The organism is Psychrobacter sp. ANT206, from assembly GCF_056880555.1.
Genome location: NZ_CP096271.1, coordinates 1,997,504 through 2,024,429, shown reverse-complemented (window position 1 = coordinate 2,024,429; position 26,926 = coordinate 1,997,504). Strand labels below are relative to the sequence as shown.

Genomic DNA, 26,926 nt, shown 5'->3' with positions numbered 1-26,926 from the left:
TGTTTTTAACGTCTAATATTTTGAATGTTGTGACGCTGGATTTTCTTCACTAATAGCTTATTGGTACTGTCTATGTATACTGACTTGATGAACGATTCAATAAATCCAGCAGACTCTGATTCTGTAGAGCCTCAGAGTAAAGCACGACAAAGTAATGTGAAAAAGTCACCTATGACTATCATAACCAAAGCGCAAATGGCGCAAGCTGTAGCGGAAAGAGAGTTACAACAAGGTGTTGCTAACTTAGATAGTACCTTTATTCAGAATCATGAAACCGCTGCCACTCAGCCGTATTTTAGTGTACAGGACTTGGTGGTTGGCTATGACGACACCATAGTAGTCAATGGTTTGTCACTGAACCTACAGCAAGGTGAAATTGGTTGCTTTTTAGGTTATAGCGGCTGTGGTAAGACCACGGCATTAAGAGCGATTGCAGGGTTAGAAGAGAGTCGTAGCGGCAAAATCACGCTTAACAATCAGCGACTGACAGAGCAAGCAGCGCGACTCTCATTTGCTGTTGCGCCTGCCAAGCGCGGCATGGGGATGGTATTTCAAGACTATGCGCTATTTGGTCATTTAAGCGTGGCAAAAAATATCGGCTTTGGTCTCAATAAATGGTCGGCTGCCGACAAAAAAGCCCGTGTTGCTGAGATGCTAGCGCTGGTAGAGTTGTCTGAACACGCTGATAAGCGTCCAAGTGAGCTCTCAGGTGGACAGCAGCAGCGGGTGGCATTGGCTCGTGCGTTAGCACCAAAGCCTAAGTTATTGCTGCTCGATGAGCCGTTTTCGAACTTGGATGTGGTATTGCGTGAGTCACTGGCCATGAATGTTCGTGATATCCTCAAACGTACCAATACCACTGCGATTTTGGTCACTCATGATCAAAATGAAGCGTTTGCGCTCGCTGATAAAGTCGGCGTCATGCATAAAGGTAAGCTGGTACAGTGGGCAACCCCAAGTGAGCTATATCATGAACCGGTCAGCCCGTTTGTCGCTGAGTTCGTCGGTGAAGGCGCGATGATAGACGGCATCATCAAAGAAGGTCATGTTGAGACGGCGCTTGGTGATATTTATCGACGGATGGAGGTCTATGATGCGTCAGGTCAGCCGCAGTATTGTGAGTATGATTATCCAAATGGTACGCCGATTAAGGTATTGGTGCGTCCCGATGATATTATCCATGATGATGACAGTACGCAGACCGCCTTAGTGGTTGGTCGGGTATTTCGCGGTGCCAATTATCTCTATCGCTTGCAACTAGATGATGGTCAAACGGTATTGTCATTGGTCGCCAGTCATCATAATCATGAAGTCGGCACCCAAATCGGTATCTTGCCGATACTGGAGCATGTGGTGGTATTTGATGAAAAAGACATCAACGCCACCACGTGGTCGGAGTACGATAGGTCAGAGCGGTTTGAGGACATATGATAGCGTTTATTAAGTTGTCTTTACCGAAAGGACGCCTGATATTAAAGTTGTAAAGCTTTTAAGAGGCATGTGTTTAAGAGACACGTGTCGCTAGAAGATGTAAGTAGCGCCCAAGCCACTTATAGGGATCCAGTTGCGAGTAGCGTAACTCCATACGTATGACCGCTTCAGGATCGTTATGCCCACCACGTTTTAGCGGCGAATAATCATGGAATACGCGCAGACCGCTGGCGATCAGAGTCTGATAATCATGCGCCTGTAGCCAAGCTTCAACCTCTTCCTTTGCAACCGGATGATTGGGCGTCAGGCTTTTTTTATTGTCGGCTTTATATTCAGTGTTATCTAATAAGTTGAAATTGCCCATTATCAAGTTACGATAATCAAAACTCGCTGGATTATAAAAGCACAGCGATAATGCTCCATTATCGGATAATTGCTGATCAAAAAAGTCCATTACCGCGGCAGGCTCTGCCAACCATTCAAGTAGCGCGTGACACATGATTAAATCAAATTTCTCCGTCTCATCAGCCAGCTTTTCTTCAAGCTCTTGATACGGGCATACATACCACGTAATATTCAATTTTTCATCGTTTGCACTACTTTGTGCAGCGCTCTCTTGCGCCTTCTCTAACATATTGGCCGAGATATCATTGATGACCAGTATATGTCCTTGAGTCGCAAGCTCAATCGCAATTTGCGCAAGCCCTGCACCCACATCCAAAATACGTAAAGGTCGCCCAAGTTTTTGGCTCGTCTGCGCGCAGTAGTCAAAAAGATCACGGCGCAATACTGCTAATCGAATGTCTCCCTTTAAGCCACCATAGACCTTTTTCTCAAAGTGATCGGCAATCGCATCAAAGCTGCGGTCAGTACGCACATCTTCTTTTAACGCTTGTACTGTCACATTTTTTGTAGAGTCTACCGCATCGCTATTATTAATATATTGAGGATTGGTTGGCATAAAGGGTTGTCTATATCGGAGGATTTATGATGGCGTATCGTACAATAAAGCAGGGCGCTAATCTAGCGTTGACGTCTTTTTAGGATTGTTTTTAAATTGCGTCAACACCCAACTCTGATTATGCGCTATTTGAAAAAATGGGCGTTAAATGGTATTGGCTAAATAACGGTCTTTATATATATCAATGGCAAAATTAGCCAGTGATATCAATGCTGTCGGGAAAGGTTTTTAAATCATGGTAATTGATGCAAAAAGTAGCAACTAATGAACTGTTTTGCTTGATTTTAATAGCACCTAGAACCCCCTAAATCAACAAATTTGTGCTAAAATAGTTTCTTTTATTCAACATTAAAACTATCGCTAATTCTCTATAGATTTGAATGGTTGCTAAGCCTTTTTTGATGGTCACTGTATTTATTATATAACGACGCTTTGGTGCCGTTATTGTTGCCCATTATGGCTTAGATATGCCAATGTTAGAGAGTAGATGTGAGTGAGGGAGTGTATATGAGCGAATCGGTCAGTCCTATTGCCATTGTGGACGAATTAAAGCAGTCCTATTTGGATTATGCGATGAGCGTGATCGTCTCGCGCGCGCTGCCTGATGTGCGTGATGGGTTCAAACCAGTACACCGCCGTGTGATGTATGCGATGCATGTATTGTCTAATGACTATAACAAAGCCTACAAGAAATCTGCACGTGTGGTTGGCGATGTCATTGGTAAGTATCACCCACATGGCGATAGTGCTGTCTATGATGCCATCGTACGTATGGCACAGGATTTTAGCTTGCGTTACCCGATGGTTGATGGTCAAGGTAACTTTGGCTCGATTGATGATGATCCTCCGGCAGCGATGCGTTATACCGAAGTGCGTATGACCAAGTTGACCCACCAAATGCTTGCTGACTTGGATAAAGATACCGTCGATTGGGAAGACAACTACGATGGTTCTGAGCGTATGCCAAGCGTGTTGCCTGCGCGTATTCCTAATTTATTGATTAATGGTGCTACCGGTATTGCGGTTGGTATGGCGACCAATATGGCGCCGCACAATCTGACCGAAGTGATTAACGCTTGCTTAGCTTATGCTGAAAATCCGCAAATATCTGCTGAAGAGCTGATGTCGCATATCTCAGGTCCTGACTTCCCGACAGGCGGTATTATCTATGGTCGCGCCGGTATTTTAGATGCTTATCGTACTGGTAAAGGTCGCTTGCATGTACGTGGTCGATATATTATTGAGCCGATGAGTGAGACGGGTGTCAACCGTGACCGTGAGCGTATTGTTTTCACCGAAGTGCCTTATCAAACCAATAAAGCCAAGCTGATTGAGCGTATTGCAGAACTTGTGCGTGACAAAAAAATCGAAGGTATTACCGAGATTCGTGATGAGTCTGATAAAGACGGCATGCGTATCGCTATTGATTTACGTCGTGGCGAAACAGCGGAAGTGATCGTTAACAACTTGTTCCTGCAAACGCCGCTAGAATCGAGCTTTAGTATCAATATGGTGGCGCTTGACAATGGTCAACCGAAGCTATTGACCTTACGCCAGCTGATTGCAGCATTTGTACGCCATCGTCAAGAAGTGGTAACGCGCCGTACCATTTTTGAGCTCAATAAAGCCCGTGTCCGTGGTCACTTATTAGAAGGATTGACCGTTGCACTTGCTAATATTGATGAGATTATTGCGACGATTAAAGCCTCTGCAAACCGCGGCTTAGCTCGTGAAAACTTACTCAGTAATACCTGGGGTTCAGGTAGTGTTGTAGCGATGCTAACCGCTGCAGGCAGCCAGTCGGTACGTCCTGACTTTATAGAAGGCGAAGATCCAAAAGCGCCGTTTGGTCTGATTAATAATCAAGAAAGCTATCGCTTATCGCTTGAGCAGGTCAATGCTATTTTAGACATGCAGCTGCATCGTTTAACTGGTCTTGAGCAAGACAAGCTGACTGAAGAATACCAAGACTTGTTGCGTGAAATCGCTCATCTAGAATCTATTCTTGGCGATTTTGATAAGCTAATGACCATTATCTCAAACGAGATGATTGAAATTCGTGATAATTTTGGTGATGAGCGTCGCACTGATATTATTGATTCGCGTATGGACTTTAACCGTGAAGACTTGATCCCAGAGCAAACGGTTGTGATGACGGTATCACGTACCGGTTACGCGAAAACGCAGCCCATTGACGATTATGTCGCGCAAAAACGTGGCGGTAAAGGCAAATCAGCGACGGCGATGAAAGAGGACGATGTGATTGATCACTTAGTTGTGACCTCAACGCATGCAACCGTACTGTGCTTTACTGATACAGGTCGCGTCTTTAGTTTACGTGGTTTTGAAGTGCCTATCGCCAGCCGCGGTGCCCGTGGACGTCCATTAGTGAATTTGATTGGCTTAAATGCTGACGAAACGGTCACAACGATATTGCCTATTCCAAAAATAGTAGAAGAGTTATCGGTCAAAGGCGAAACATCAGAAGATGCTCTAGTAGATAGTGATGATGATCTATTAGACGACAGCACGCAAGCAGAGCCGCCTTTTGTATTCTTTGCAACGGCGAATGGTACGGTGAAGCGCGTAGAGCTGAAACAGTTTGCCAATATCCGCTCGAACGGTTTGATTGCGGTTGGCTTAGAAGAAGGCGATAAATTGGTGAGCGCTCGTATCACCAATGGTGGCCAAGAAGTCATGCTATTTGCGTCAAGTGGTAAAGCGATTCGCTTTAATGAAACTGATGCTCGTGCGATGGGCCGTACTGCTAAAGGCGTCCGTGGTATGCGTCTGGCTACTGATGAATTTATCAAATCATTGGTTGTTATCGAAGATGATGTCCGCGAGATTCTGATTGCTTGTGAAAATGGCTTTGGTAAACGTACCTTTATCGATGAGTTCAACACGCAAAATCGTGGCGGTGGCGGTGTTATCGCTATTAAAACTAGCACGCGTAATGGTGCGCTGGTTCGTGCTACCAAGGTGGACTCTACAGACGATATTATTTTAATCTCAGACAAAGGTACTTTGGTGCGTACCCCAGTTGAGCATGTAGCAAGCTCTGGTCGTAATACCCAAGGCGTCACGCTGATTCGTTTATCAAAAGATGAAAAGCTGGTTGCTATGGCGCGTGTTGAGCACGAAGAGGGTAACAATGAGCTGATTGATGCAATGAGAGAAGATGGAACGTTTGAAGTAAAAGGTCAAGAACAGATGGATGTTGATGCAGCGAATAGTGATGCTACAGAGACAGACTTTGATGATACTAGTCATACAGAAACTGACACTGACGAATAACGCTTTTATTAGTTAGCTTTTTGGTCTATTCTTTTATTACCTTTTATAAAAAAAGCCTCTGACGTTATCGTTGGAGGCTTTGTTTTTTTTCTGTTTTTTAAGGCTGTTGTTATGCTTACGACCAATCAAACCGTTCAGGGAACTTTGGCTTCAGTATCATCAAGTTTTTTGTTTTCTTTGATGTTTCTATTTGGGCTATTTATGCTGCCATTAACGGGTACGCAGGTGGCTTCGTGGCGCGTATTGATGATGCTCCTGAGCCTAGTGCTATTGGTCAGCCTTACAAAACAGTGGCAGCATGTATTTGATTATCTCAAAACACTAAAGACGCCAAAAGAGTGGATTATTTTTGTACTGCCAACCCCAATTTTAGGTGGGCAGATTTGGCTGTTTATGTGGGGACCGGTCAATGGCTTTGGTCTTGATGTGACCTTGGGCTATTTTTTATTGCCGTTGGTCATGATTGTGATTGGGCGTTTTTTCTATCATGAGCATATGAGTGCTTTGCAATGGTTAGCAGCGATATGTGCTGCGCTCGGTATCGGCTATGATATATTGCAATATGGCAGTATATCTTGGGTAACTGCATTTGCATGCTTGGGTTATCCGCCTTATTATTTGCTACGTCGTAAGCTTGCTGTGCCGCCTATTACAGGTCTGTTATCAGATTTGACGTTACTGACGCCAGTGGTGCTGATTATGCTTTATAGCAGCGGCGGCTTTAGTGTGGCGGCGCAAAATACCAAATTTTGGTACATATTGCCGCTGCTAGGCGCTTTTAGTGCGCTTGCCATGTCTCTGACTATGGTTGCTAGTAGTAAGCTGCCAGTGTCGCTATTTGGCGCGCTCAGCTACATAGAGCCTATGCTGCTATTTGTATTATCTATTACTGTGTTAAATCAAAGTCTGGATGAAGGAGGCTCGTTATTCATGTATGGCATGATTACACTGGCATTGTTTGTTATGATTGCTGATAGTATGAAAGGCTTTCTTATCCGACGCCGTGACAATCATTTGCATGGTTACCGAGAGCCACAAGTTGGGAGTTTTCCACCGCGTCGCCGTTTTATCGACCATCGTATAGAAGGGGTATTAAAGGCGCACCGTTTTCGTAAAATCAGGAAATACCAACAGCGAATAGATAAAATCACGCGTAAAATCCAAGCGTTAGATTCAAAGTAGTTATTGATGTAATGATAAGTAGTGTGGCCCGATAAAAGTGGTTTGATAAGTCAAGCTACATAGTAAAGCTATAATAAAAACAGTAAGTGAGTTATTATCAAGCATTATTATTGACTTAAATCGGGTTGTTTGATTTATTAAACTCCTTTATTTAAACAGAATATTGAAGAATTGACTTATAAAATCTGCTATTGAATACTAAAAACTTATTATAAGGATGGTTTATGCTACACCTTCATCACTTGGCAAACTCACGCTCATTTCGTATCTTATGGCTATTAGAAGAGCTGAATGCCGACTACCAACTGACCTGCTACCAGCGTAACAAAGCATACCGTGCCCCTGACAGTTTAAAGCAAATACACCCGCTCGGTCATGCACCGATGCTAGAGGTCGATGGTCGTGTGCTGATTGAGTCAGGCTTTATCATCGAGTATCTATTAAAGCACTATGATAAAGAAAAGCAGTTTAAGCCTGCTGATGACAATGAAGCGGCGTGGGAGGCCTATACGTTTTGGCTACACTTTGCCGAAGCATCAGTGATGCCACCGTTGGTCATGCGTTTGGTATTTACTAAAGTGGTTGAGCAGTCGCCGATGCTGATCAAACCTGTGAGTAAAAGCATCAAGAAGCAAGTCGAAAAAAGCATGATAAGCAAAAGCTTGACTGCCATACTCGATATGATGGAGCAGCATTTACAAGACAACCATTGGTTTGCCGGAGCAGAATTTAGCGCCGCTGATATTCAGATGCATCTGGCTGTGGTCGGTGCCAATGCAGGCGCAGGTTTAGACAGTAGTAAATATACCAATATCTTAACTTGGCTTAAGCGTTGTGAAGAACGTGACGCCTTCAAACGTGCAGAAGAAAAGGGCGGTCGTCTACAGTTCTAAGTGCGACGCTTATTATTAATTATTGATTTAATATAACAATAAAGGGCTTTGTTTATTTATAGACAAACCCTTTTTTTAGGATGAAAAATGACAGATTTGAATAAGTCGAATAATACCGACCGTACCAACAGTGCTAATGAACAACCACTTAATGCAGTTAATAATAATAATGTGAACAGTCAGCAAGTTTCTATTAAAGCATGGTCACAAAAACTGTTGGTAGTGATTCTATGCATTGCCAGCTTCTATGGTGGCTGGAAGTCGTATGAATCCAATATGGTCAATGAATGTACGGCAAATGGCGGACAGATGATTGAAGGCAAAAAAACCATGATATGTCAGTTGTCATAACAGCTCGTAATGATAACCAGCAGAGATAAGCGATGCTAAAACTCACTTTTTTGGGTACCTCAGCAGGCGTGCCAACCAAGCAACGTAATGTAACGGCGCTTGCCATCGAGTGCCTCAATCCTTATAGCTCAGGGACAGATCAACGGCAAAACAAGAAATCACGGCCGTGGTTATTGATTGATTGCGGTGAAGGTACGCAGCATCAGCTTTTACATACCAAGTTATCTTTACATCAGTTACAAGCGATTTGCATTACTCATGTGCATGGCGACCATTGCTATGGGTTGCCGGGGTTGTTGGCGAGTGCGGCAATGTCAGGACGTACTGCGCCGCTGATACTGCTTGCGCCAAAAGCGATTGCCACACTGCTTAATGCTCTTATTTTGACTACCGAATTGCACTTTCCATTTGCTATTAACTTTATGGCGATAGAAGATTTGCTATCTGAGCAAGATAGTAAAAATAAAGCTCAGGTAACTATCCGCTTTGACAATCAACATCAGCTTGAGATTGGTATCACGCCGTTATCGCATCGCGTTCCCTCTTATGGCTTTGGTATCACCCAGACGATAAGTCGTCTCCACCTTGATAAGAACAAGCTGATAGCAGATAATATTCCAGCCAGCGCGCTGTGGGGCAGACTGCAACAGGGCGAAGATGTTATGACCGAAGACGGTCGCAAGCTTCGTTCAACAGATTATGTCGATAATGAGAGTCAGCATACAAGGGTAGTGGTGGCTGGAGATAACGATACGCCAGAGTGTCTTAACAATGCTATAGTCGATGCGGATTTACTCGTTCATGAAGCTACATATACTCATGAGGTATTAAATAAGATTCAGGCAAAAAATCCAGATTTTGATCCAATGCATAGTAGCGCGCAGTTATTGGGTCGATTTGCCCAAGACAATGGGCTTAAGAACCTAATTCTCACTCATTTTAGCGCCCGTTATCAGAGCTTTGATAATCCAAATAGCAGCACGCCAAATATGGCGCATATTCGATTGGATACCGAAAGTGTTTACCAAGGTAATCTATGGCTGGCAGCAGATTTTGACCAATATCTGGTGAATGGAACAGCGGAAGAAGAGGGTGATAATATAGCCAGTCGCGTACAATATTTAGGCTCTGCACGCGACCATAAAAATACATGATATGAGTTTTTAAGACTGACTATCTTCAGCTGCCAATTGGGTCTGTCCTATCCAATAACGACTGAATTGATATGCCACTCGACCAGAGCGTCCACCGCGTTCTGATGCCCAGCGTAATGCGGCTGCTCTGATATGAGTGGGTAACTCATCAATGCTGCCTGCACCTTTATTCTCAATATCACCGTACATGTCATCATGACTAGTTTTAGCATCAGTTTTTTGCTCAATAGATAAATAATGATGCACAATGTATAAATACGTGTGTTGATCCATTGGATGAAAGGACAGCCATAAACCAAAACGGTCAGATAAAGACACCGTCTCATCAATAGTCTCATAAGGGTTAACCTCATCGGTTTGACCATTATAAATATTAACATTGTCTTTCATGAGCTGCGGTAGTAGATGGCGGCGGTTACTGGTTGCATAAACCAATAATTTGTCTTGCTCTGAATCTAGGGCACCATCAAGTACACTCTTTAAGGTGCGGTAGCTTTCATCTTGACCATTAAATGCCAAGTCATCACAGTACACCACATAGCGACATTTGCAGTCAGCTGGTAAGGCTTTAATCGCTGCCCGTATTTTATCAAGCATCCGTAAGTCATCTCGGGCAATTTCAATAATGCGCAGACCTTCATTATGATAGGCTTGTAGCAATGCTCTAATCAGCGATGATTTACCAGCGCCGCGTGTCCCTGTCATCAAGACGTGATTGGCAGGATAGCCTTTGAGGAATTGACGCGTGTTTTGTACTAGCTTTGATTTTTGCGTATCGATACCATGTAAGTCATCTAAACTTAAAAACAAATTAACCGCCAGCGGCTCTAAATGTCCAGTCTGCCCACCGACCCAGCGATAAGCGAACTGCGCAGGATCAATCTCAATGGTTGGCGTGATCTGCTCTTGCAGATACTGACTGAGCAGATCTAATAAATGGTATGGCAGAGCATAATTCATAACGGGCTTAGTAGATTGGGGCATAATACTCAGTCGCTTATAAAAATTAAAATGACGTTTGGCTTAATAGATATATAAAGGCATCACTTTACCATGAAAAATAGTGCCAGTATTCCTTGTGTATTACAAGCAGATGCAAAACAAGCGTTACGAGTGCAAGCGCAGCAAATCCTGCCAGCATTAACGGCATTCTTTTTCAGCCTAAATTATAGCGAGATCTCGCATCAACGACTCAGTCAGCAACATAATGGTAGTGACCTTGATTATCAGGGCTTAACACGCGCCCAACACTCGCAGTTTGGGCGCGTAATGATTAAATGGCAGTTATATGCTAATGCTAATCAAGACCTGTCTGATTTAACCTATGAAGCTGACGTTCTAACATCTATAAACAACTTATCAAATAATCAAAACAAGCTTCAAAATAGCCTTTCCGCTATCGTACCACCACTATTGTTTTATGAAAATATTACTTCGGAAATATTAACGCAGCTGCAGCAGCTGACTATCCTGGTCATGCCTTATTATCCAAATGGCAGCTTGGCAAATCAGCTGAGCGCTCAAAAGCATTTATTATTAACACAGGCACAAAAAAATCAATTTATCCTACAATCTGCCAATCTTATTTACCATTTACATAATATCGGCTGGCTACATAATGATATTAAGCCCAGTAATATTTTGCTAGAAGGTTTTTTGCCAAATAATGCGGATAATAGCCGTATCACCTTTGATTTATTATTGACGGATTTTACTTTAACGAGCACTCTTTATCAGCCCAGTGTAGCAAATACTGCTGGCACGCCTGCCTATCTTGCTCCTGAGCGTTGGCAAGGGTATGGCTCAACGGTTCAAAGCGATATATACGCTTTTGGGATTATGTTGTATGAGATATTAGTCGGCGAGCGACCATTTGCCGTTGATGCTCGAAGTAGTAATCCAATGATTGATTGGGCGACACAACATTGCCAACACTCTGTGCCGACCTTGCCATTAGAGTATAGTCGCTATCAGGACGTTGTTGATAAGGTATTGGCGAAGCAGATAGAGAAAAGGTATCAGAGTATGGGTGAGGTGCTTTTAGATTTAGAAAGTATTGAAAAGTAAATAAGCCCAACAACTAAGGTTGAAAGGATAAATCTAGTAAATCCCAGACACAAAAAAACCTGCTAAAAGCAGGCTTTAATATTTGGTCTAAGATGTACTATCCGAAAATGGTGGGGCTGGAGAGACTCGAACTCTCACACCTTGCGGCGCCAGAACCTAAATCTGGTGCGTCTACCAATTCCGCCACAGCCCCATTTTCGTTACCTTATCATCTTTGGTGTTGATATTCAAACCCCATCGAGATAAATAACTGATTCGGTAGTGCGTCTCAGTGGTTGGCTATTATATAGAGTTTGAATAGTTTGGCAAGCCCTATTTGCACTTATTTTTAATTATTTAGCCATTTTTTTTGCTGAATATCATAAATAATTGATATTACTGATTTTTTAATTCATATTTTTTATCACTTTATTCACACTAATATTACTCTTGATATGATGAGAGGTTCAGCTGCTGTAATTTACGTGTCAGCGTATTGCGTCCCCAGCCAAGTAAGTTGGCAGCAGCTATCTTTTTGCCGCCGCTATGATGGAGCGCTGCGGTTAGCAAGACCCGTTCAAACTCAGGTGTTGCTGTCTGTAAAATATCGGTTGCGCCAGCTTGTAGTGACTGCTTCGCCCAAATACCTAAAGCTTGTTGCCAGCTTTGGGTACCAAAAGTATCCTGACTTTGTAGATGATTATTTTCAATAGCGTCTTGTGAGGATACATGCTGCTGTTGATTGTCTAGAGTAGAGGAGATGTTTTCGAGCAACTCTGGAGGCAAGTCATCGATCATAACGGTGTCGCCGGTCGCCATTACTGTCAGCCAGAGACAGACATTCTCAAGTTGGCGGACATTACCGCGCCATTCAAAAGACTGCATCATTTGCATTGCTGACGGATGTAGCTGTTTTGGTGCCGTATTCATCTGCTCAGCAGCGCGCTGCATAAAATAAGTGGTTAATGCTGGTACGTCCTCCCGGCGAGTCCGTAAGGGCGGCAATGGCAGGCGAATGACATTCAGGCGATAAAATAGATCCTCACGGAATTTGCCTTGTTTGACCAATTCTTCCAAGTTCTGATGGGTAGCGGCAATAATGCGTACATCTACTTTGACGGGCTGCTGACCACCCACGCGAAAAAACTCACCATTTGCCAGCACTCGTAGCAGCCGCGTTTGGGTACTAAAAGGCATGTCTCCGATTTCATCTAAAAATAACGTGCCACCATCTGCTTGCTCAAAACGACCTTGGCGTGAAGTTGTGGCGCCAGTGAATGCGCCTTTTTCATGACCAAACAATTCAGACTCAATCAAATCATGGGGAATTGCTGCCATATTTAGTGCAATAAAGGTTTTATTGTTTCGCGGTGAGTGCTGATGTAAGGCGCTAGCGACCAACTCTTTACCTGTACCTGATTCGCCAGTGATTAAAACGGTAATCGGTGAGTGCGCAAGTCTACCAATGGCACGAAATACCGTTTGCATGGCTTGTGATTGACCAATGATACCGCTTGGGTTGTTATTAGTTTGGGGTTTGGGTTTTTCATGAGTTTTACTTTCAGCAGCTTTAGGGGTTTTTCTAGCTGATTTGGCTGCATTTGATTTGTTCACAGGCTGTTCTTTGGTATCGGTACTTACATTCGTATTAGACTCGATTGAATGGTTTGATATGACTAGATTCGGCTGATAATTAATGGCTTTATAAATCGTTGCGACCGCATCATCTAAATCAAACGGCTTGGGCAGATATTCAAATGCACCAGTCTGATAGCTGCTAATGGCAGAAGTAAGGTCTGAATGCGCTGTCATAATGACAATCGGAAGCTTAGGAAAGTGCTTGTGTACCCAGTCACTAAAGGATAGACCATCCATCATCGGCATACGAATATCGGTCAATATCACATCAGGTAACAAGGCGGTTGACTCTGACGATTTTAGAATATCATTGAGGCGTGTCCACGCTGCTTGTGCTTGGGTAAAGCTGATAACTGTCAATCCAGCGTCTTCAAAAGTATCTGCAAGTACCATACGCAGCGCCGCATCATCATCGATGAGCCATAAAGTGGCAGGCTCATTATCAGGACTGTTATTGACCGTGACCATTGGCGTTCGCTCATTGCTTGTAAGAGATTGGGTGTCATTATACTGGGTCATGTATTTAGCCTAATAAGCAGTGAGAAGAATTGAGGTGAAGGCATTAATTTTCAGCAATTGGCTGATGAAAAGGCAAATAAAGAGTAAAACGGGTCTGACTATAATGGCTATTTTTATTATCGACATTAGTATTCGTGCTGGTGCCTTGCGATTGAGTAGAGCTGACATCAATCATACCATGATGACGGCTGATAATATCTTGCACAATGGATAAACCAAGCCCAGTTCCTAGCGCGCGACTGGTCACCATTGGGAAGAATATCTGCCCAATGATATCAGGATGAATGCCAGAACCATTATCGGTGATAGCAACTTGTAGTACTTGTTTATGTTGCTGCCCAGCAATCGTATGTTGAAAGGCAACACGTGTTTGAATATGGAGTTTGGGTTGATAGCCATCGTCAAAATCAAGATTATTAAGTGGACTATCTGATGTTAATTGATTGGATACGGCTGGCACGCTTTGCTGCAGCGTTTGTGCAAATTCCGTCATGGATTCGCAAGCATTATTAATTAAGTTTAAAAAGACTTGTATCAGCTGATCTTTATCAGCACAGAGTTCAGGTAACGATAAGTCATAGTCACGCTGTAATAAAACTTGCGGATATTGATGGATGATCAATGCCAAAACATGCTCTATTGGCTCATGAACATTGAGCATTTGCCAATGTGGTAATTGATTAGAACCAAGAAACTGCCCAATCAGCTGAGTTAGGCGATCTGTCTCTGAGATAATGATGTCGGTATAGCTGCGTAATTTGTCAGCAGTTTTCTGTAGATGGTTATCAGAGTTTAAAGTTGGGCTCGATATAAGGCTAGGGTAGTCAGTATCAGTAGTGTGAGTATTAAAAGAGCGCTCACTAAATTTGATAAATTGACGTTGCAATAATTGCGCGGCACCGCGGATACCAGCCAACGGATTTTTGATTTCATGAGCAACCGAGCGCAGCATATGACGCGCAACATTGTACTGCTGCTGTTGGCGCTGTTCTTCTGAGATACGACTTTGGCGGTCTTTGCCCCATATCTCTATAATAAAGTAATTTTGCTGCTGATAGATAACAGGGGTGACGCTATAGTCAATCGAGAGTGATAAGTTGCTATTTAATGGGCTGTTTATCAGATGGTCATGGTCAATAAAAGGTTGTTGATACTGCTTCGCTTGAAAAAAGCGTTCAGTCAAAGAGCAGGTTTTGTCTTTTGGACTGTCAATAAGTGTGCTGCTTTTGGTTTTCAACTCTTCGGGCGCAAGCAGCATCAACACCGACTGATTAAGCAATCGTCCACTACTGATCGCCAGTAGCTGCTCAGCTTGGGCATTTAGCCAAGTAATGGACAATTCATCATTGACCCACAAGATAGCCGTGAACAAATGCTGCGATATAAAGGTTAAGTCAGGCGTTGGTTTTGTGCTTATAAAATCAGCGGTCATGAGTAATACCTAGATAAATAGAGGCTCGATATAATATTTAACCATAAATCAACACTATAGAGCGGCAAAACTGGCGATTTTTGTAAAAAAAACGTACAATGCGCACAGCCAATTTATCTCTAGCAAGGTTAGCCATGCCCAATATTTCTACCGAGTCCGTTAATACGACTATAGCCCCTTCACAGCCAGCTTCTATACCAAAAGACACTGCCACTCTCTTTAATCCTGCTAAGCCGACAGCAATGCCTGCGCAAAGCTCGACGGACAGTGTTCAACCTTACCATCATAAAGCCAATCATAATCAAAATCGTAGTGTCGAACAAAGCAGCGAGGTAGTTTCAGCGGCTTCAGCTAAAACGACAACAGCAACGACCAATGCCCCTGTCAATGCCGCGCCAAAGATTGGATTTGTGTCTCTAGGTTGTCCAAAAGCCTTGGTCGATAGTGAACGCATTATCACAGAGCTTAGCCGTGATGGCTATCAAGTAGCCAGTGATTATGAAGGCGCCGACTTAGTAGTGGTCAATACGTGCGGCTTCATCGAATCAGCGGTACAAGAGTCGCTCGATGCAATCGGTGAAGCTATCAGTAAAAACGGTAAGGTGATTGTGACAGGCTGCTTGGGTAAAGAGGCAGATAAAATCCGTGAAATGCATCCTGCTGTACTAGCAGTGACGGGCGCTCATGCTTATGATGACGTCATTAGAGCCGTCGCGTTGCATGTACCAAAGCCTGACCGTGGTTTGGATGCCAGTTATGACCCAAAAATAGATTTGATTAATGAGGCAGGTATCAAATTAACGCCTAGCCATTATGCTTATCTAAAAATATCAGAAGGTTGTAACCACCGTTGTACTTTCTGCATCATTCCAAGTTTGCGCGGTGACTTGGTGTCGCGTCCGATTGATAGTGTGATGAATGAAGCGCTGGCGCTAAAAAAAGCTGGCGTGAAAGAGCTATTGATTATCTCGCAAGATACTTCTGCTTATGGTCTAGATTTGAAATATAAGACCAGCTTTTGGAATGGTATGCCGCTGAAGTCAAAATTTTATGACTTATGCCAAGCGTTAAACGATTTGGGTATTTGGGTGCGTCTACACTACGTTTATCCGTATCCGCATGTAGATAAAGTCGTAGAATTAATGGGCGAGAAGAAATTATTGCCTTATCTTGATATTCCATTCCAACATGCCAGCCATCGCATTCTAAAAGCCATGAAACGTCCAGCTCATAGCGAAAATACCTTGGCGCGTATCCATGCATGGCGTGAGATTTGCCCTGATATCGTCATTCGCTCAACCTTCGTTGTTGGCTTCCCTGGCGAGACAGAAGAAGACTTCCAATGCTTGCTTGATTGGTTAGTAGAAGCCCGTCTTGATCGCGTTGGTGCCTTTACCTATTCAGAAGTTGAAGGTGCGGTTGCCAATGACTTGCCAAATCATGTGCCAGAGGACATCAAGCAAGAACGTTACGAGCGTTTGATGACGTTACAGCAAGATATTTCAGCGCAAAAACTGCAAGAGAAAATTGGCAAAACCTTGATGGTATTGGTCGACGAAATTGATAGAGAAGAAGGTGTTGCGATCTGCCGTAGCTATGCTGACGCACCAGAGATTGACGGTCATGTCTATGTCGATGATATTGACGCTCAGGTCAAAGTTGGGCAGTTCTTAACGGTTACTATCGACGATGCTAGTGAATATGATTTGTTTGCCAGTTACAAAGGCTAAGCAATCACTGTAATAGGCGCATGAAAATTGCCCAATCGCGGGCAGTTTTTGCTACAATTAGCGCAATTTGACCTTTGTACCTGCTTATCCTTAAGTTGGGCAATGCCGTCAAGTCTCAAAGTAAACTCTATTTGTATATTACCGATAACTTTAATTATAATTCAATACTGACAAGGTGACCTCATGTCTGACAAAAACCCGCGTTATTCTCGTATCTTGCTAAAACTCTCTGGTGAAGCCTTAGCGGGTACGAAAGATATGGGTATTGATACCGAAGTGCTCGATAAGATGAGCTTATCTATCGCCCATTTGCGCGGGCTTGGTGTCCAAGTGGGTATCGTGGTCGGTGGTGGTAACTTATATCGCGGTGCTCAATTACAAAAAGAGGGTTTGGTCGGCCGCGTCACTGGCGATCAAATGGGCATGCTTGCAACCGTTATGAATGGCCTTGCAATGCGTGATGCTCTTGAGCGCCGCAATATCAAAACGCGCCTAATGTCAGCCTTGCCGATTGGTGAAGTCACTGAAAGTTATAGCAGCCGTAATGCGATTCGTTATCTTAAAAATGGCGAAGTATGTATCTTTGTCGCGGGTACGGGCAACCCTTTCTTCACCACTGATACGGCTGCTTGCTTACGTGGTATTGAAATCGAAGCAGGCTTGATTCTAAAAGCGACCAAAGTAGATGGTGTTTATGATAAAGACCCAAGCCTACATAGCGATGCAGTAAAATATGATGGTCTGACCTTTGATGAGGTGTTAGAGCAAAAGCTTGGAGTTATGGACTTGACTGCCATCGCATTATGTCGTGAGCACGATGTGCCATTACAAGTCTTTGATATGAATAAGCCTAATGCTTTATTAAATGTTGTGATGGGCGAGAATGAAGGCACACGCGTCTATCATTAATATCGTACCCAAAAATATGATAAAAGATAGGCAGAAGTAAGACAGCTGCTTATCTGTGAAAACACCTGAATAGTTTTTATAATAAACAATAAATGATTTATCGGTAGCGATAAATAAGGATACTTCATGATTCAAGAAATTAAGCAAGACGGCGAAGCGCGCATGCAAAAAACCTTGGAAGCGCTTGAAAGTACTTTTAGTAAAGTTCGTACGGGTCGTGCGCATCCAGGTATGTTGACAGGTGTAATGGTCAGCTACTACGGTTCGCCTACGCCTTTAAATCAAGTAGCGAGTGTTAACGTTGAAGATTCGCGTACGCTACTGGTACAGCCATTTGACCGTACCATGGTGCAAGCGATTGACAAAGCTATCCGCGAAGCAGATTTGGGTCTTAATCCAATGACTGCTGATGTGATTCGTGTTCCTATGCCAGCATTGACAGAAGAAACTCGAAAAGATATGCAAAAATTGGCACGTGGCGAAGCAGAAAACAGCCGTGTTTCTATTCGCAATATCCGCCGTGATATGATGAATGACATCAAAGAGTTAGCCAAAGAGAAAGAGATCTCAGAAGACGACGAGCGCCGCGCCAGTGACGACATTCAAAAAATCACTGACAAATATATTGAAACAATCGATAGCCGCTTAAGCAAAAAAGAAACCGATTTGATGGCAGTATAAGCACATTTTTCTGCTGTCAAAAATGATGTGCTATCAATATTTTATATAACAAATCGCTAAAAACAAACAGCCAATATCAAAGTGCTATTGGCTGTTTGTTGCCGTGTAGACAACTAAGCTTACTCTATAGCTTGTTTATATTGTCCTTTTTTATAAGCACTTTATATGAATCTTTTTATATAGATTATGAGTTAGGGTTTTTATAAAGTATGGCGCGCGTTATGATTATTTTACCTAAACAACAAGCAAGTTAGCCTATGTCTATGTCAGAGAATTTAGCTCCAGCCCTTCTTCCACGCCATATCGCTGTTATTATGGACGGCAATAACCGCTATGGTAAAGTCCATAATTTAGGCAAAGGTCAGGGGCATATCGCTGGCAAAGATGCGCTAGACCCTATTGTTGAGTATTGCGTCAGTACAGGTATTGAGGTTTTGACCGTCTTTGCCTTTTCAAGTGAGAATTGGCAGCGCCCCCCAAGTGAAGTGGCATTGCTGATGCATTTGCTGAGCTTAACCATCAATGAGCAGATGCCTCGTATGGTTAAGTACCGTATTCGTTTGCGTTTTATCGGCGACCGCAGTCAGCTTAGTGATGATTTGCAATTATTGATGGCAGATGCTGAAGCAAAAACGGCTGATTTTGACGCTATGACATTGGTCATCGCCATCAGTTACGGTGGACAGTGGGATATCGCTCATGCAGCAAAGCAGCTATTACAGCAAGTGCAGGCAGGTCAGTTATCAATCGATGATATTGATAAGGAAAAACTTGGAGAGTATGTGCAATTGGCAGATGCACCAGAAGTAGACATGCTGATACGTACCGGCGGCGAGTACCGTCTTTCCAACTTCTTATTGTGGCAATCAGCCTATGCAGAGCTGTTCTTTACCCCAACATTGTGGCCAGACTTTAGCGTCGATGAGCTAGCAGCAATGCTAGAGGATTTTGCTCAACGTCAACGCCGCTTTGGCAAAACCAGCGAGCAAATAGTGACGGCTCAGCAAATATCTTAGAGGTCATGTTAAGAGCATTAGACGACTTTTGTCAGTTTGGAACACTTTCAATAGCGTGCGTCACTATCAATACGTTATTATAGTCAGCAGCTGGCTATGATACGTCATTATCTATAGTAAATATTTATCACGCAATTTGACCAAATGTTCTTCATTATTATAAGGCTCAATAAGTATGTGGCAACGAATTAAGACGGCAATTGTTCTCGTTATTATCGTTGGTATTGCAATGTTTGCGAGCCAAACTCCTATATTATTTGCACCACTTTTAGGGATTGGGGTCATTATTGCCGCCCATGAATGGACTAAATTGATGCCAAAGTGGCGTCAGCCCGCGGTCTTTGTAGTATTGGTGTTGCTGCTGACGTTAGTATCACTCATGTTTAAAGTCACCTGGCTTTTTTGGTGGGCAGCTTCTCTCGTCATATGGTTGATGGCGCTATCTTGGGTACGAGTTTTCCCAACGTCTACCAAATGGTATGGTAAGCAGTTGGCGCTAATGGGAGCAGTGATATTAACGGCTTCAATTACGGCTATGTTTTACTTATGGCAATTGTCGCCATGGTGGCTACTATATGTGTTTTTATTGGTCTGGTGTGCAGACAGTGGTGCTTACTTTGTCGGACGCAAGCTTGGGCGCCGAAAAATGGCACCGAACGTTTCACCCAATAAGAGTATGGAAGGGCTGGCGGGTGGCTTAGTCACAGGACTACTGGTCGTAGTAATTATAAGTGTCTTTAAATTACAATTGACGGGTGCAGCGCTCCTCGCCTTTGTGGCATTATCGGCTCTGACGATTTTAGCTTCCGTACTGGGCGATTTGTTTGAGTCTATGCTCAAACGCCGTGCTGATGTTAAAGATTCAGGAACGATTCTACCGGGGCATGGTGGAATACTTGACCGTATTGATTCACTGCTACCTGCTACGCCGATATTTGCGCTTGGTTTTTGGGCAATACAGCAGTTTGGTTTGATTGTCGTTTGACTTGCCTAATACTATCAAAATCGCTTATGCAGTTATCTGACAGAACATAAGCTTAGCTGCTCATTTAATTTTCATCTTATTACTACCGTATCATTTATAGGCACCCATGGTTATGACCCAACGTATCGCCGTATTAGGCGCGACAGGCTCGATTGGCGACAGTACGTTAGCCATCTTGGCGGCACAACCACAGCATTACGATGTTTATGCCTTATCTGGATATCACCGTTTAGATAAGCTGCTTGCTCTTTGTCAGCAGTTTGCTCCTAAGCGGGTAGGCGTACCGACAGCTGCGGTTGATGAGTTTGCCAAGCGTCTTAGCGAGGCAGGACTTGATATTGAAGTAGTCGGTGGCGAAAATGGCCTTGTGGATATCGCAACCGATTCACAAACTGATACTGTCGTTGCTGCTATTGTTGGCGCCGCAGGCTTGCCTTCTACTCTAGCTGCTGCCCGTGCAGGCAAGCGTATCTTACTAGCGAACAAAGAAGCGCTGGTGATGGCAGGGCAAGTGATGATCAATGCGGTCAAAACGAATCATGCAACCTTGCTGCCGCTTGATTCTGAACATAACGCTATCTTTCAGTGTTTACCATTTGCCATCCAGCAGGATAATACTCAAATTCACCGACCAAATCATGGTGTGCGTAAGCTATGGCTAACGGCTTCTGGTGGACCGTTCTTACAGCAGTCATTTGCGCAGATGCAGCAAGCTAGTGTCGCTGAAGCGGTCAAACACCCAAACTGGTCGATGGGGCAAAAGATATCGGTCGATTCTGCCACGATGATGAACAAGGGGCTTGAGCTGATTGAAGCCTGTCATTTATTTGATTTACCTGAAAATAAGATAAATGTGGTGATTCATCCACAAAGTATCATTCACTCAATGGTAGAATATAGCGATGGCAGCTTTTTGGCGCAGCTTGGCAGCCCAGATATGAAAACGCCCATTGCTCATGCGCTCAGTTACCCTGACCGTATTGACAGTGGCTCGCAGCCATTAGACTTATTTGCCTTAAGTGGTCTAGAGTTTATCGAGCCTGATTTGCAAAAATTTGCCTGCTTACGTCTGGCACGAGAGGCGATGCAAGCGGGTACGCACGCGACCATTATTCTAAATGCGGCGAATGAGATTGCAGTTGCCGCATTTTTGAATAATCAAATTCGTCTGACGGATATTGCTGATATTAATGAGCAAGCATTGAATGAGATACAAGTTTCGGCATTAACTGAGACGGCTGATATTGATGAGATTTTAGCAATTGATAACTTAGCGCGTCAGCATACTGAGAAGCTGGTGGCAAGATTGGTTTAGATGTATCAAGTGCTATCGCCTTTATAATGATGTTAAGAGTACCTACTGAGAAAAGATCATGACGTTTCTATTAACACTCCTTGCGGCAATATTTGTTTTAGGTCCGCTTATTGCTTTGCATGAGTGGGGTCATTATATTGTAGCGCGTCTTTGCGGCGTTAGAGTACTTACGTATTCTATTGGTTTTGGTCCCAAACTCTTTGGCTGGACCAGCAAAAAAAGTGGCATTGATTATCGTATCTCGGCATTACCCCTTGGTGGATATGTCAAAATGCTTGATGAGCGTGAAGGTGAGGTGGCAAAAGATGAGCAGCATTTAGCATTTAATCGTCAGCATCCGCTTAAGAAAATAGCTATTGTGGCTGCTGGTCCTATCATGAACTTCGTTATTGCCATTGCATTGTTCTGGGTGTTATTTATGACTCCCTCAGAGCAGCTTGCCATCAAGATTGGTCAAGTATTGCCGGATACGCCTGCCGCGATAGCACAGTTGCCTGCCGGTGATAAAATCGTTGCGATTGACGGTCATGACGTACAGACGTGGGAAGGGATTAATTATCGCCTTGCTGGGCGCATAGGCGAGACAGCCAATATAAGCGTGACGTTGCAATCAGAAGCCAATAATAATGCAACCAAAACTTATCAAGCGCCTGTAAAAGAATTTATGCAAGGTACCGCACAAGGTAAAGATGCCTTATCAAGCTTTGGTATGATACCGTGGCAACCAAATATTGCCCCGATAGTTGGTGATGTAACGCCTGATGGCGCGGCAAGTCGTCAAGGTCTCAAGGCTGGCGACCGCATCACTGCTATTAACGATGAAGCCATTAATGACTGGATTAGCGCCACTCGTATTATCCGCGACAATCCTGAGACTTTGCTTACATTTAGCGTATTGCGTGATGATAAGCCAATTGAATTGCAGATTATGCCGCAAGGTAAAAAAGACAATTTAGGTAACGATTATGGACAAATTGGTGCTATGGTGGCACAGTCTGAGATTGTCATTCCTGATGCATACAAAACTACGGTGGTCTATGGTCCTGGCGAGTCGTTAATCAAATCGTTTGAGAAAACTGAGCAATTGGCTGTTATGACTGTCAGCTCAATGGGCAAGATGCTATCAGGTATGATAGGTCTTGATAACTTATCAGGTCCGATTACTATTGCCAAAGTCGCTAAGCAAAGTTTTGATATCAGTTGGCAAATGGTATTATCTACCGCAGCCTTAATCAGTTTGAGCCTTGCGGTTTTAAACCTTTTGCCCATTCCAGTATTAGATGGCGGGCATATCGTCTATTATCTGATTGAGCTGATACGTGGTAAGCCACTCTCTGAAGGCGTGCAAATGGTAGGCTTAAATATTGGTTTACTCTTGCTGGCAGGTTTCATGGTGTTAGCAATTGGTAATGATATCAGTCGGCTGTTTTGATGATATAGCATACTTCTTGCACGGTAAGATGCGATAGACTAATGGTTTTATGCCTGTCCTGTATCTATTGTTAGGCTAATAAGCAATTTCTTTTATCGCCGTGCTGCTGTACTAATTTTATATTTTAGTTTATTTTATGACGCGTTTTATATAAAGTGTTCTGAGTCTGTTCCCTAAGTGTTTACGATATGACACAAAAGAGACCAGATAAGATGTGCTTTTCAACTTAACTTAAGCAAGTTTTTTATTGACGGATAGTGTTTATGCGTACGCCTTTATTTATGAGCGCGGCTGGGTTGCCGTTAGTTGTAGCAATGATGAGTATGCCGGTTCAGGCTGCAGAATTTGTGGTCACTGATATTGGCTTTAATGGTCTACAACGCCTAACACCTGATAGTTTATATCCAGTACTGCCTATTACAATAGGTGATACGGTCAATGATGCAAATCTGGCTGCCAGTATCAAAGCACTATATGCCACCGAAAACTTTGCTGACATTCAAAGCCGTATTGAAGGCGGCAAGCTGCGCTTTGATGTCGTTGAACGTCCGACGATTGCAGAAGTTAATTTTGATGGCAACAAACTTATTCCCAAAGAAGGGCTTGAGCAAGGCTTAAATAACGCAGGTCTTGCTGTTGGTAATGTACTTAAGCAAGCAACCCTACAAGGCGTTGCAAACGAGCTACAACAGCAATATATCAGCCAAGGTTATTACAATAGTAATATTGAAGTCGATCAGACGCTGCTTGATGGCAACCGCGTCAAACTTGATGTGCGCTTTATCGAAGGCAAGCCGGCCAAAGTAGTTGATATCAATATCATTGGTAATAAGCACTTTAGTGATAAAGAAATTAAAGAAGTCTTTGCAGTAAAAGAGTCCTCGTGGACGCGTCTATTATCTAAATCTGATCGTTATGCGAAAGAGAAGCTCGCGGCAAGTTTAGAGAATCTAAAAGCCCTGTACCTAAATGATGGTTATGTACGCTTTTCGGTAGACAATGCGGTGCTCAATATCAGTGAAGATAAGAGCAGTGTATTTATCGAAGTCAGTCTTAGCGAAGGCGAGCAATATCAGTTTGGCGAAATTAATTTCTTAGGTAAGCCAACTTTTGAAACCAGTGAATTAAAAGAGCTGGTCACTTTTGGTGCTAAAGAAAAGTACTCACAAGCCAAGCTTGATGCCACCACTGCCGCTCTTAAGAGTCGTTATGGTAATGAGGGTTATTATTTAGCGCAAATCAGACCAGTACCCCGTATCAATGATGAGACTAAAGTAGTCGATATCGATTATTATATTGATCCTGCACGTCCTATTTATGTGCGCCGTATCAATTTTACTGGTAACTTAAAAACCCAAGATGAAGTACTGCGCCGTGAAATGCGTCAGTTGGAAGGGTCATTGGCTTCTAGTGATAAGATTCAGCTGTCGCGTACGCGTTTGATGCGCACAGGATTTTTTAAAAATGTTAACGTTGATGTGAAGCCGGTTCCTAATCAACCAGACCAAGTCGATGTAAACTATACGGTTGAAGAGCAGCCATCTGGTAGCTCAACCATTGCTGCCGGTTATTCACAAAGTGGCGGTGTTACCTTCCAGTTAGATCTTACCCAAAACAACTTTATGGGTACTGGTGACCGCGTGAAAGCTTCTTTGTCACGCTCAGAGACACGTGATTCTTATAGCTTGGGTTATACCGATCCGTACTTCACGGAAAATGGTGTGTCACAAGGTATCAGCGCTTATTACCGTGAAACCAAATACGATGATCGAAACGTTAGTAACTATGTTACTGACGCTTATGGTGCAACGCTAAACTACAGCTATCCAGTTGATGAAACCAAACGTGTGAGTGCGGGCTTAAATATTGATAACACCACAGTACGTGGCGGTAGCCGTCTTGGTGTATCAAGCGTTCAGCAAATTATAGATGACGGTGGTACGTTCGAGAAATTCAATAATGATCAAGATGAATTCTCTGGTCGTACGGGCTTTAAAAACGAATATCAAAGCTACAACTTACTATTCGGTTGGGATTACAGCACGTTAGATCGTCCCGTATTTCCGAATAAAGGCATGAGCCATACAGTCGATGCGACTATTGGCTTAGGTGATGCCAGTTATCAGAAACTGGTTTATCGTGGTAACATTTATCAACCTATCTATAAAGATTGGGTTGCTCGCGGTTATACCAAACTTGGTTATGGTAATAATTTACCGTTTTATGAAAATTTCTATGCTGGTGGTTATGGTTCAGTACGTGGTTATGAAGCATCAACGCTTGGACCTAAATCACAAAGCTACAATGATGCGATAAATGATGATGTTCGTTTTAAAGACGAAGAGGTGGGTGGTAATGCGCTAGTCAGCTTTGGTACTGAATTGATTTTACCAATGCCATTTAAAGGCGATTGGGCGGATCAAGTACGTCCAGTACTATTTGCTGAGGGTGGTCAGGTATTTGATACCACTGACAAAGAAAATCGCACCTTTATTGATCCAGATACGACAAATCCAGATAGGGATACGGGTGTACCCCTATTAACACAGGACAATAAATTGCGCTTTAGTGCCGGTTTAGGCGTCACTTGGTATACGCCAATTGGTCCGATTTCTTTGAGCTATGCTGTACCTATCGGTGACAAAGAAGGCGATGAGACTGAAAAAGTCCAGTTCCAAATTGGTAACACTTTCTAAGTGCTTGCTACTTGCCTGTTACTAGGTAAAGGGTTTGATTCTTGTTATTCAGCCCTTTAGGTAATTGAAGCGTTCGTTAGATTTAGCCGGTCGTCAAGATGATATCTCAACTTGACGACCCTCTTATTCCTGCCAATACTAATACTGATTATGATATCGATTGAGCACCTCATCTCCCAGATTGAGCAGCGTCAGCCTGTTCTTAACAAGGCTGAGCTTAGCGCTGAGCAGCGCCGTCTATCCTTAGAGGGTATTGGTAATTTAACGATGGCCAATCGCCAGCAGTTAAGTTTTTTGGCCAATCCTCACTATCTTTCTAGTCTAGCTAATACTGGTGCTGGGGCAGTACTTATCACTGAAGAGCATCACAAAGAAGTGCCAATTGATACGGTAGCTTTAATTGTTGCGGTCCCTTATTTGGCTTATGCTAGCGTGAGTCAAATTTTTGCTCGCCAACATTCATTTAGCGGTATTCATCCGACAGCCGTCATCGCCGACAGTGCCGTTATTGGCAATAAAGTGACTATCGGCGCTTTTTGTGTCATCGGTGAGCAAGTGCAGATTGGTGATCGCAGCGTGCTTGAGGCTCATGTAGTCATCGAGGATAATACTACCATTGGTACAGATGGTGTTATCAAATCACAAGTGGTGATAGGACATGACTGTATTATTGGTAGTCATGTTAGGTTGCACGCTGGGGTGACGATAGGCTCGGAAGGCTTTGGCTTTGCACCCACTGCCAATCCTAGTGTCACAGGTTGGGAGCGTATTGCACAGTTAGGGCGTGTGCTGATAGGTGATCATGTACGCATTGGCAGTCAAACCTGTATAGATCGCGGTGCCATCGATGATACGGTGATTGGAAATCATGTTATTATTGATAACCTCGTACAAGTAGCACACAACGTCCGTATTGGTGATGGTACGGCTATCGCTGCTCATACAGGTATCGCAGGTAGTACTACAATTGGCAAACGCTGCATTATTGGCGGGGCGGTCGGTATTACCGGACATATTGATATCACAGATGATGTTACCTTATCGGGTATGACTATGGTCACTAAGTCAATCACCACTGCCGGATCGTATTCTTCTGGAACGGCTGCTATGCCAACTGCTAACTGGCGCCGTGCGGCTGTCCGTTTTCGCCAGCTTGGTCGTGATTAGCGTTTAAAGGTTCATAGTTAAAAAAATTGATACTTAGACTATTTATAATATTAAAACTCAGCAAAGCTTTACTCTCAAGCAAGACTTTAAA

General features: G+C 43.4%; 20 protein-coding genes and 1 tRNA gene. 16 read left to right on the top strand and 5 right to left on the bottom strand.

Features of this window, described 5'->3' with window-relative positions; translation table 11 throughout:
- Window positions 1-171: 171 nt before the first annotated feature.
- The gene (locus M0221_RS08385; protein ID WP_442792453.1) at window positions 172-1,431 is read left to right on the top strand and encodes an ABC transporter ATP-binding protein; all 1,260 of its coding nucleotides are present in this window, start codon (window positions 172-174) and stop codon (window positions 1,429-1,431) included.
- A 73-nt stretch (window positions 1,432-1,504) separates the two neighbouring features.
- Here M0221_RS08385 and M0221_RS08380 read toward each other — a convergent pair whose 3' ends face one another.
- The gene (locus M0221_RS08380) at window positions 1,505-2,392 is read right to left on the bottom strand and encodes a methyltransferase domain-containing protein (protein ID WP_483283531.1); all 888 of its coding nucleotides are present in this window, start codon (window positions 2,390-2,392) and stop codon (window positions 1,505-1,507) included.
- A 507-nt stretch (window positions 2,393-2,899) separates the two neighbouring features.
- On the opposite strand from M0221_RS08380, the gene gyrA reads away from it, so the two are divergent.
- The 5 genes from gyrA (at window position 2,900) to M0221_RS08355 (ending at window position 9,269) form a co-directional block, all read left to right on the top strand.
- Window positions 2,900-5,689, top strand: a complete 2,790-nt coding sequence (gyrA, locus tag M0221_RS08375) for a DNA gyrase subunit A (RefSeq protein ID WP_483283530.1) — start codon at window positions 2,900-2,902, stop codon at window positions 5,687-5,689.
- Between the two features lie 111 nt (window positions 5,690-5,800).
- Window positions 5,801-6,871: an EamA family transporter RarD gene (rarD, locus tag M0221_RS08370; RefSeq protein WP_483283529.1), complete on the top strand. Its 1,071-nt coding sequence runs from the start codon at window positions 5,801-5,803 to the stop codon at window positions 6,869-6,871.
- Between the two features lie 224 nt (window positions 6,872-7,095).
- The gene (locus M0221_RS08365; RefSeq protein ID WP_181210142.1) at window positions 7,096-7,764 is read left to right on the top strand and encodes a glutathione S-transferase; all 669 of its coding nucleotides are present in this window, start codon (window positions 7,096-7,098) and stop codon (window positions 7,762-7,764) included.
- A gap of 87 nt (window positions 7,765-7,851) precedes the next feature.
- Window positions 7,852-8,115, top strand: a complete 264-nt coding sequence (locus M0221_RS08360; protein ID WP_483283528.1) for a hypothetical protein — start codon at window positions 7,852-7,854, stop codon at window positions 8,113-8,115.
- Between the two features lie 32 nt (window positions 8,116-8,147).
- Complete coding sequence (locus tag M0221_RS08355; protein WP_483283527.1) at window positions 8,148-9,269, top strand: ribonuclease Z; 1,122 nt, start codon at window positions 8,148-8,150, stop codon at window positions 9,267-9,269.
- Window positions 9,270-9,278: 9 nt separating this feature from the next.
- On the opposite strand, the gene M0221_RS08350 is transcribed toward M0221_RS08355, so the two are convergent.
- Window positions 9,279-10,253 (bottom strand): ATP-binding protein, encoded by a 975-nt coding sequence (locus M0221_RS08350; RefSeq protein WP_483283526.1) that lies wholly within the window; start codon window positions 10,251-10,253, stop codon window positions 9,279-9,281.
- A 69-nt stretch (window positions 10,254-10,322) separates the two neighbouring features.
- Between M0221_RS08350 and M0221_RS08345 the strand changes: the two genes are divergently transcribed.
- The gene (locus tag M0221_RS08345; RefSeq protein ID WP_483283525.1) at window positions 10,323-11,336 is read left to right on the top strand and encodes a serine/threonine-protein kinase; all 1,014 of its coding nucleotides are present in this window, start codon (window positions 10,323-10,325) and stop codon (window positions 11,334-11,336) included.
- Between the two features lie 108 nt (window positions 11,337-11,444).
- Here the strand turns inward: M0221_RS08345 and M0221_RS08340 are convergent.
- The 3 genes from M0221_RS08340 to M0221_RS08330 form a co-directional block, all read right to left on the bottom strand.
- Window positions 11,445-11,529, bottom strand: a tRNA-Leu gene (locus M0221_RS08340).
- A 230-nt stretch (window positions 11,530-11,759) separates the two neighbouring features.
- On the bottom strand, window positions 11,760-13,472 hold the full coding sequence (locus M0221_RS08335; protein ID WP_483283524.1) for a sigma 54-interacting transcriptional regulator: 1,713 nt from the start codon (window positions 13,470-13,472) through the stop codon (window positions 11,760-11,762).
- A 43-nt stretch (window positions 13,473-13,515) separates the two neighbouring features.
- Window positions 13,516-14,904, bottom strand: coding sequence for a two-component system sensor histidine kinase NtrB (locus M0221_RS08330; protein ID WP_483283523.1), 1,389 nt, complete (start codon window positions 14,902-14,904; stop codon window positions 13,516-13,518).
- Window positions 14,905-15,038: 134 nt separating this feature from the next.
- On the opposite strand from M0221_RS08330, the gene rimO reads away from it, so the two are divergent.
- The 9 genes from rimO (at window position 15,039) to lpxD (ending at window position 26,835) form a co-directional block, all read left to right on the top strand.
- Complete coding sequence (rimO, locus tag M0221_RS08325; RefSeq protein ID WP_483283522.1) at window positions 15,039-16,634, top strand: 30S ribosomal protein S12 methylthiotransferase RimO; 1,596 nt, start codon at window positions 15,039-15,041, stop codon at window positions 16,632-16,634.
- Between the two features lie 183 nt (window positions 16,635-16,817).
- The gene (gene pyrH / locus M0221_RS08320) at window positions 16,818-17,543 is read left to right on the top strand and encodes a UMP kinase (RefSeq protein WP_011514039.1); all 726 of its coding nucleotides are present in this window, start codon (window positions 16,818-16,820) and stop codon (window positions 17,541-17,543) included.
- A 126-nt stretch (window positions 17,544-17,669) separates the two neighbouring features.
- Window positions 17,670-18,224 (top strand): ribosome recycling factor, encoded by a 555-nt coding sequence (gene frr, locus M0221_RS08315; protein ID WP_011514038.1) that lies wholly within the window; start codon window positions 17,670-17,672, stop codon window positions 18,222-18,224.
- Between the two features lie 257 nt (window positions 18,225-18,481).
- The gene (gene uppS / locus M0221_RS08310) at window positions 18,482-19,240 is read left to right on the top strand and encodes a polyprenyl diphosphate synthase (protein ID WP_483283521.1); all 759 of its coding nucleotides are present in this window, start codon (window positions 18,482-18,484) and stop codon (window positions 19,238-19,240) included.
- A gap of 175 nt (window positions 19,241-19,415) precedes the next feature.
- Entirely contained in the window at window positions 19,416-20,225 is an 810-nt protein-coding gene (locus M0221_RS08305) for a phosphatidate cytidylyltransferase (protein ID WP_483283520.1), read from the top strand.
- A 106-nt stretch (window positions 20,226-20,331) separates the two neighbouring features.
- Window positions 20,332-21,540, top strand: a complete 1,209-nt coding sequence (ispC, locus tag M0221_RS08300) for a 1-deoxy-D-xylulose-5-phosphate reductoisomerase (protein ID WP_483283519.1) — start codon at window positions 20,332-20,334, stop codon at window positions 21,538-21,540.
- 58 nt (window positions 21,541-21,598) lie between these two features.
- Complete coding sequence (gene rseP / locus M0221_RS08295) at window positions 21,599-22,972, top strand: RIP metalloprotease RseP (protein WP_483283518.1); 1,374 nt, start codon at window positions 21,599-21,601, stop codon at window positions 22,970-22,972.
- 263 nt (window positions 22,973-23,235) lie between these two features.
- Window positions 23,236-25,668, top strand: a complete 2,433-nt coding sequence (gene bamA / locus M0221_RS08290; protein ID WP_483283517.1) for an outer membrane protein assembly factor BamA — start codon at window positions 23,236-23,238, stop codon at window positions 25,666-25,668.
- 150 nt (window positions 25,669-25,818) lie between these two features.
- The gene (lpxD, locus tag M0221_RS08285) at window positions 25,819-26,835 is read left to right on the top strand and encodes a UDP-3-O-(3-hydroxymyristoyl)glucosamine N-acyltransferase (RefSeq protein ID WP_483283516.1); all 1,017 of its coding nucleotides are present in this window, start codon (window positions 25,819-25,821) and stop codon (window positions 26,833-26,835) included.
- Window positions 26,836-26,926 lie beyond the last annotated feature (91 nt).

Excerpts from the sequence above, each read along its gene's own strand:
- M0221_RS08330 (WP_483283523.1), bottom strand. The coding sequence starts at position 14,904 with ATGACCGCTGATTTTATAAGCACAAAACCAACGCCTGACTTAACCTTT.
- bamA (WP_483283517.1), top strand. The coding sequence starts at position 23,236 with ATGCGTACGCCTTTATTTATGAGCGCGGCTGGGTTGCCGTTAGTTGTA.
- M0221_RS08355 (WP_483283527.1), top strand. The coding sequence starts at position 8,148 with ATGCTAAAACTCACTTTTTTGGGTACCTCAGCAGGCGTGCCAACCAAG.
- rseP (WP_483283518.1), top strand. The coding sequence starts at position 21,599 with ATGACGTTTCTATTAACACTCCTTGCGGCAATATTTGTTTTAGGTCCG.
- M0221_RS08305 (WP_483283520.1), top strand. The coding sequence starts at position 19,416 with ATGTGGCAACGAATTAAGACGGCAATTGTTCTCGTTATTATCGTTGGT.
- M0221_RS08345 (WP_483283525.1), top strand. The coding sequence starts at position 10,323 with ATGAAAAATAGTGCCAGTATTCCTTGTGTATTACAAGCAGATGCAAAA.
- pyrH (WP_011514039.1), top strand. The coding sequence starts at position 16,818 with ATGTCTGACAAAAACCCGCGTTATTCTCGTATCTTGCTAAAACTCTCT.
- M0221_RS08380 (WP_483283531.1), bottom strand. The coding sequence starts at position 2,392 with ATGCCAACCAATCCTCAATATATTAATAATAGCGATGCGGTAGACTCT.
- rarD (WP_483283529.1), top strand. The coding sequence starts at position 5,801 with ATGCTTACGACCAATCAAACCGTTCAGGGAACTTTGGCTTCAGTATCA.
- ispC (WP_483283519.1), top strand. The coding sequence starts at position 20,332 with ATGGTTATGACCCAACGTATCGCCGTATTAGGCGCGACAGGCTCGATT.
- lpxD (WP_483283516.1), top strand. The coding sequence starts at position 25,819 with ATGATATCGATTGAGCACCTCATCTCCCAGATTGAGCAGCGTCAGCCT.
- M0221_RS08365 (WP_181210142.1), top strand. The coding sequence starts at position 7,096 with ATGCTACACCTTCATCACTTGGCAAACTCACGCTCATTTCGTATCTTA.
- rimO (WP_483283522.1), top strand. The coding sequence starts at position 15,039 with ATGCCCAATATTTCTACCGAGTCCGTTAATACGACTATAGCCCCTTCA.
- gyrA (WP_483283530.1), top strand. The coding sequence starts at position 2,900 with ATGAGCGAATCGGTCAGTCCTATTGCCATTGTGGACGAATTAAAGCAG.
- uppS (WP_483283521.1), top strand. The coding sequence starts at position 18,482 with ATGTCTATGTCAGAGAATTTAGCTCCAGCCCTTCTTCCACGCCATATC.
- M0221_RS08335 (WP_483283524.1), bottom strand. The coding sequence starts at position 13,472 with ATGACCCAGTATAATGACACCCAATCTCTTACAAGCAATGAGCGAACG.
- M0221_RS08350 (WP_483283526.1), bottom strand. The coding sequence starts at position 10,253 with ATGCCCCAATCTACTAAGCCCGTTATGAATTATGCTCTGCCATACCAT.
- M0221_RS08385 (WP_442792453.1), top strand. The coding sequence starts at position 172 with ATGACTATCATAACCAAAGCGCAAATGGCGCAAGCTGTAGCGGAAAGA.
- frr (WP_011514038.1), top strand. The coding sequence starts at position 17,670 with ATGATTCAAGAAATTAAGCAAGACGGCGAAGCGCGCATGCAAAAAACC.
- M0221_RS08360 (WP_483283528.1), top strand. The coding sequence starts at position 7,852 with ATGACAGATTTGAATAAGTCGAATAATACCGACCGTACCAACAGTGCT.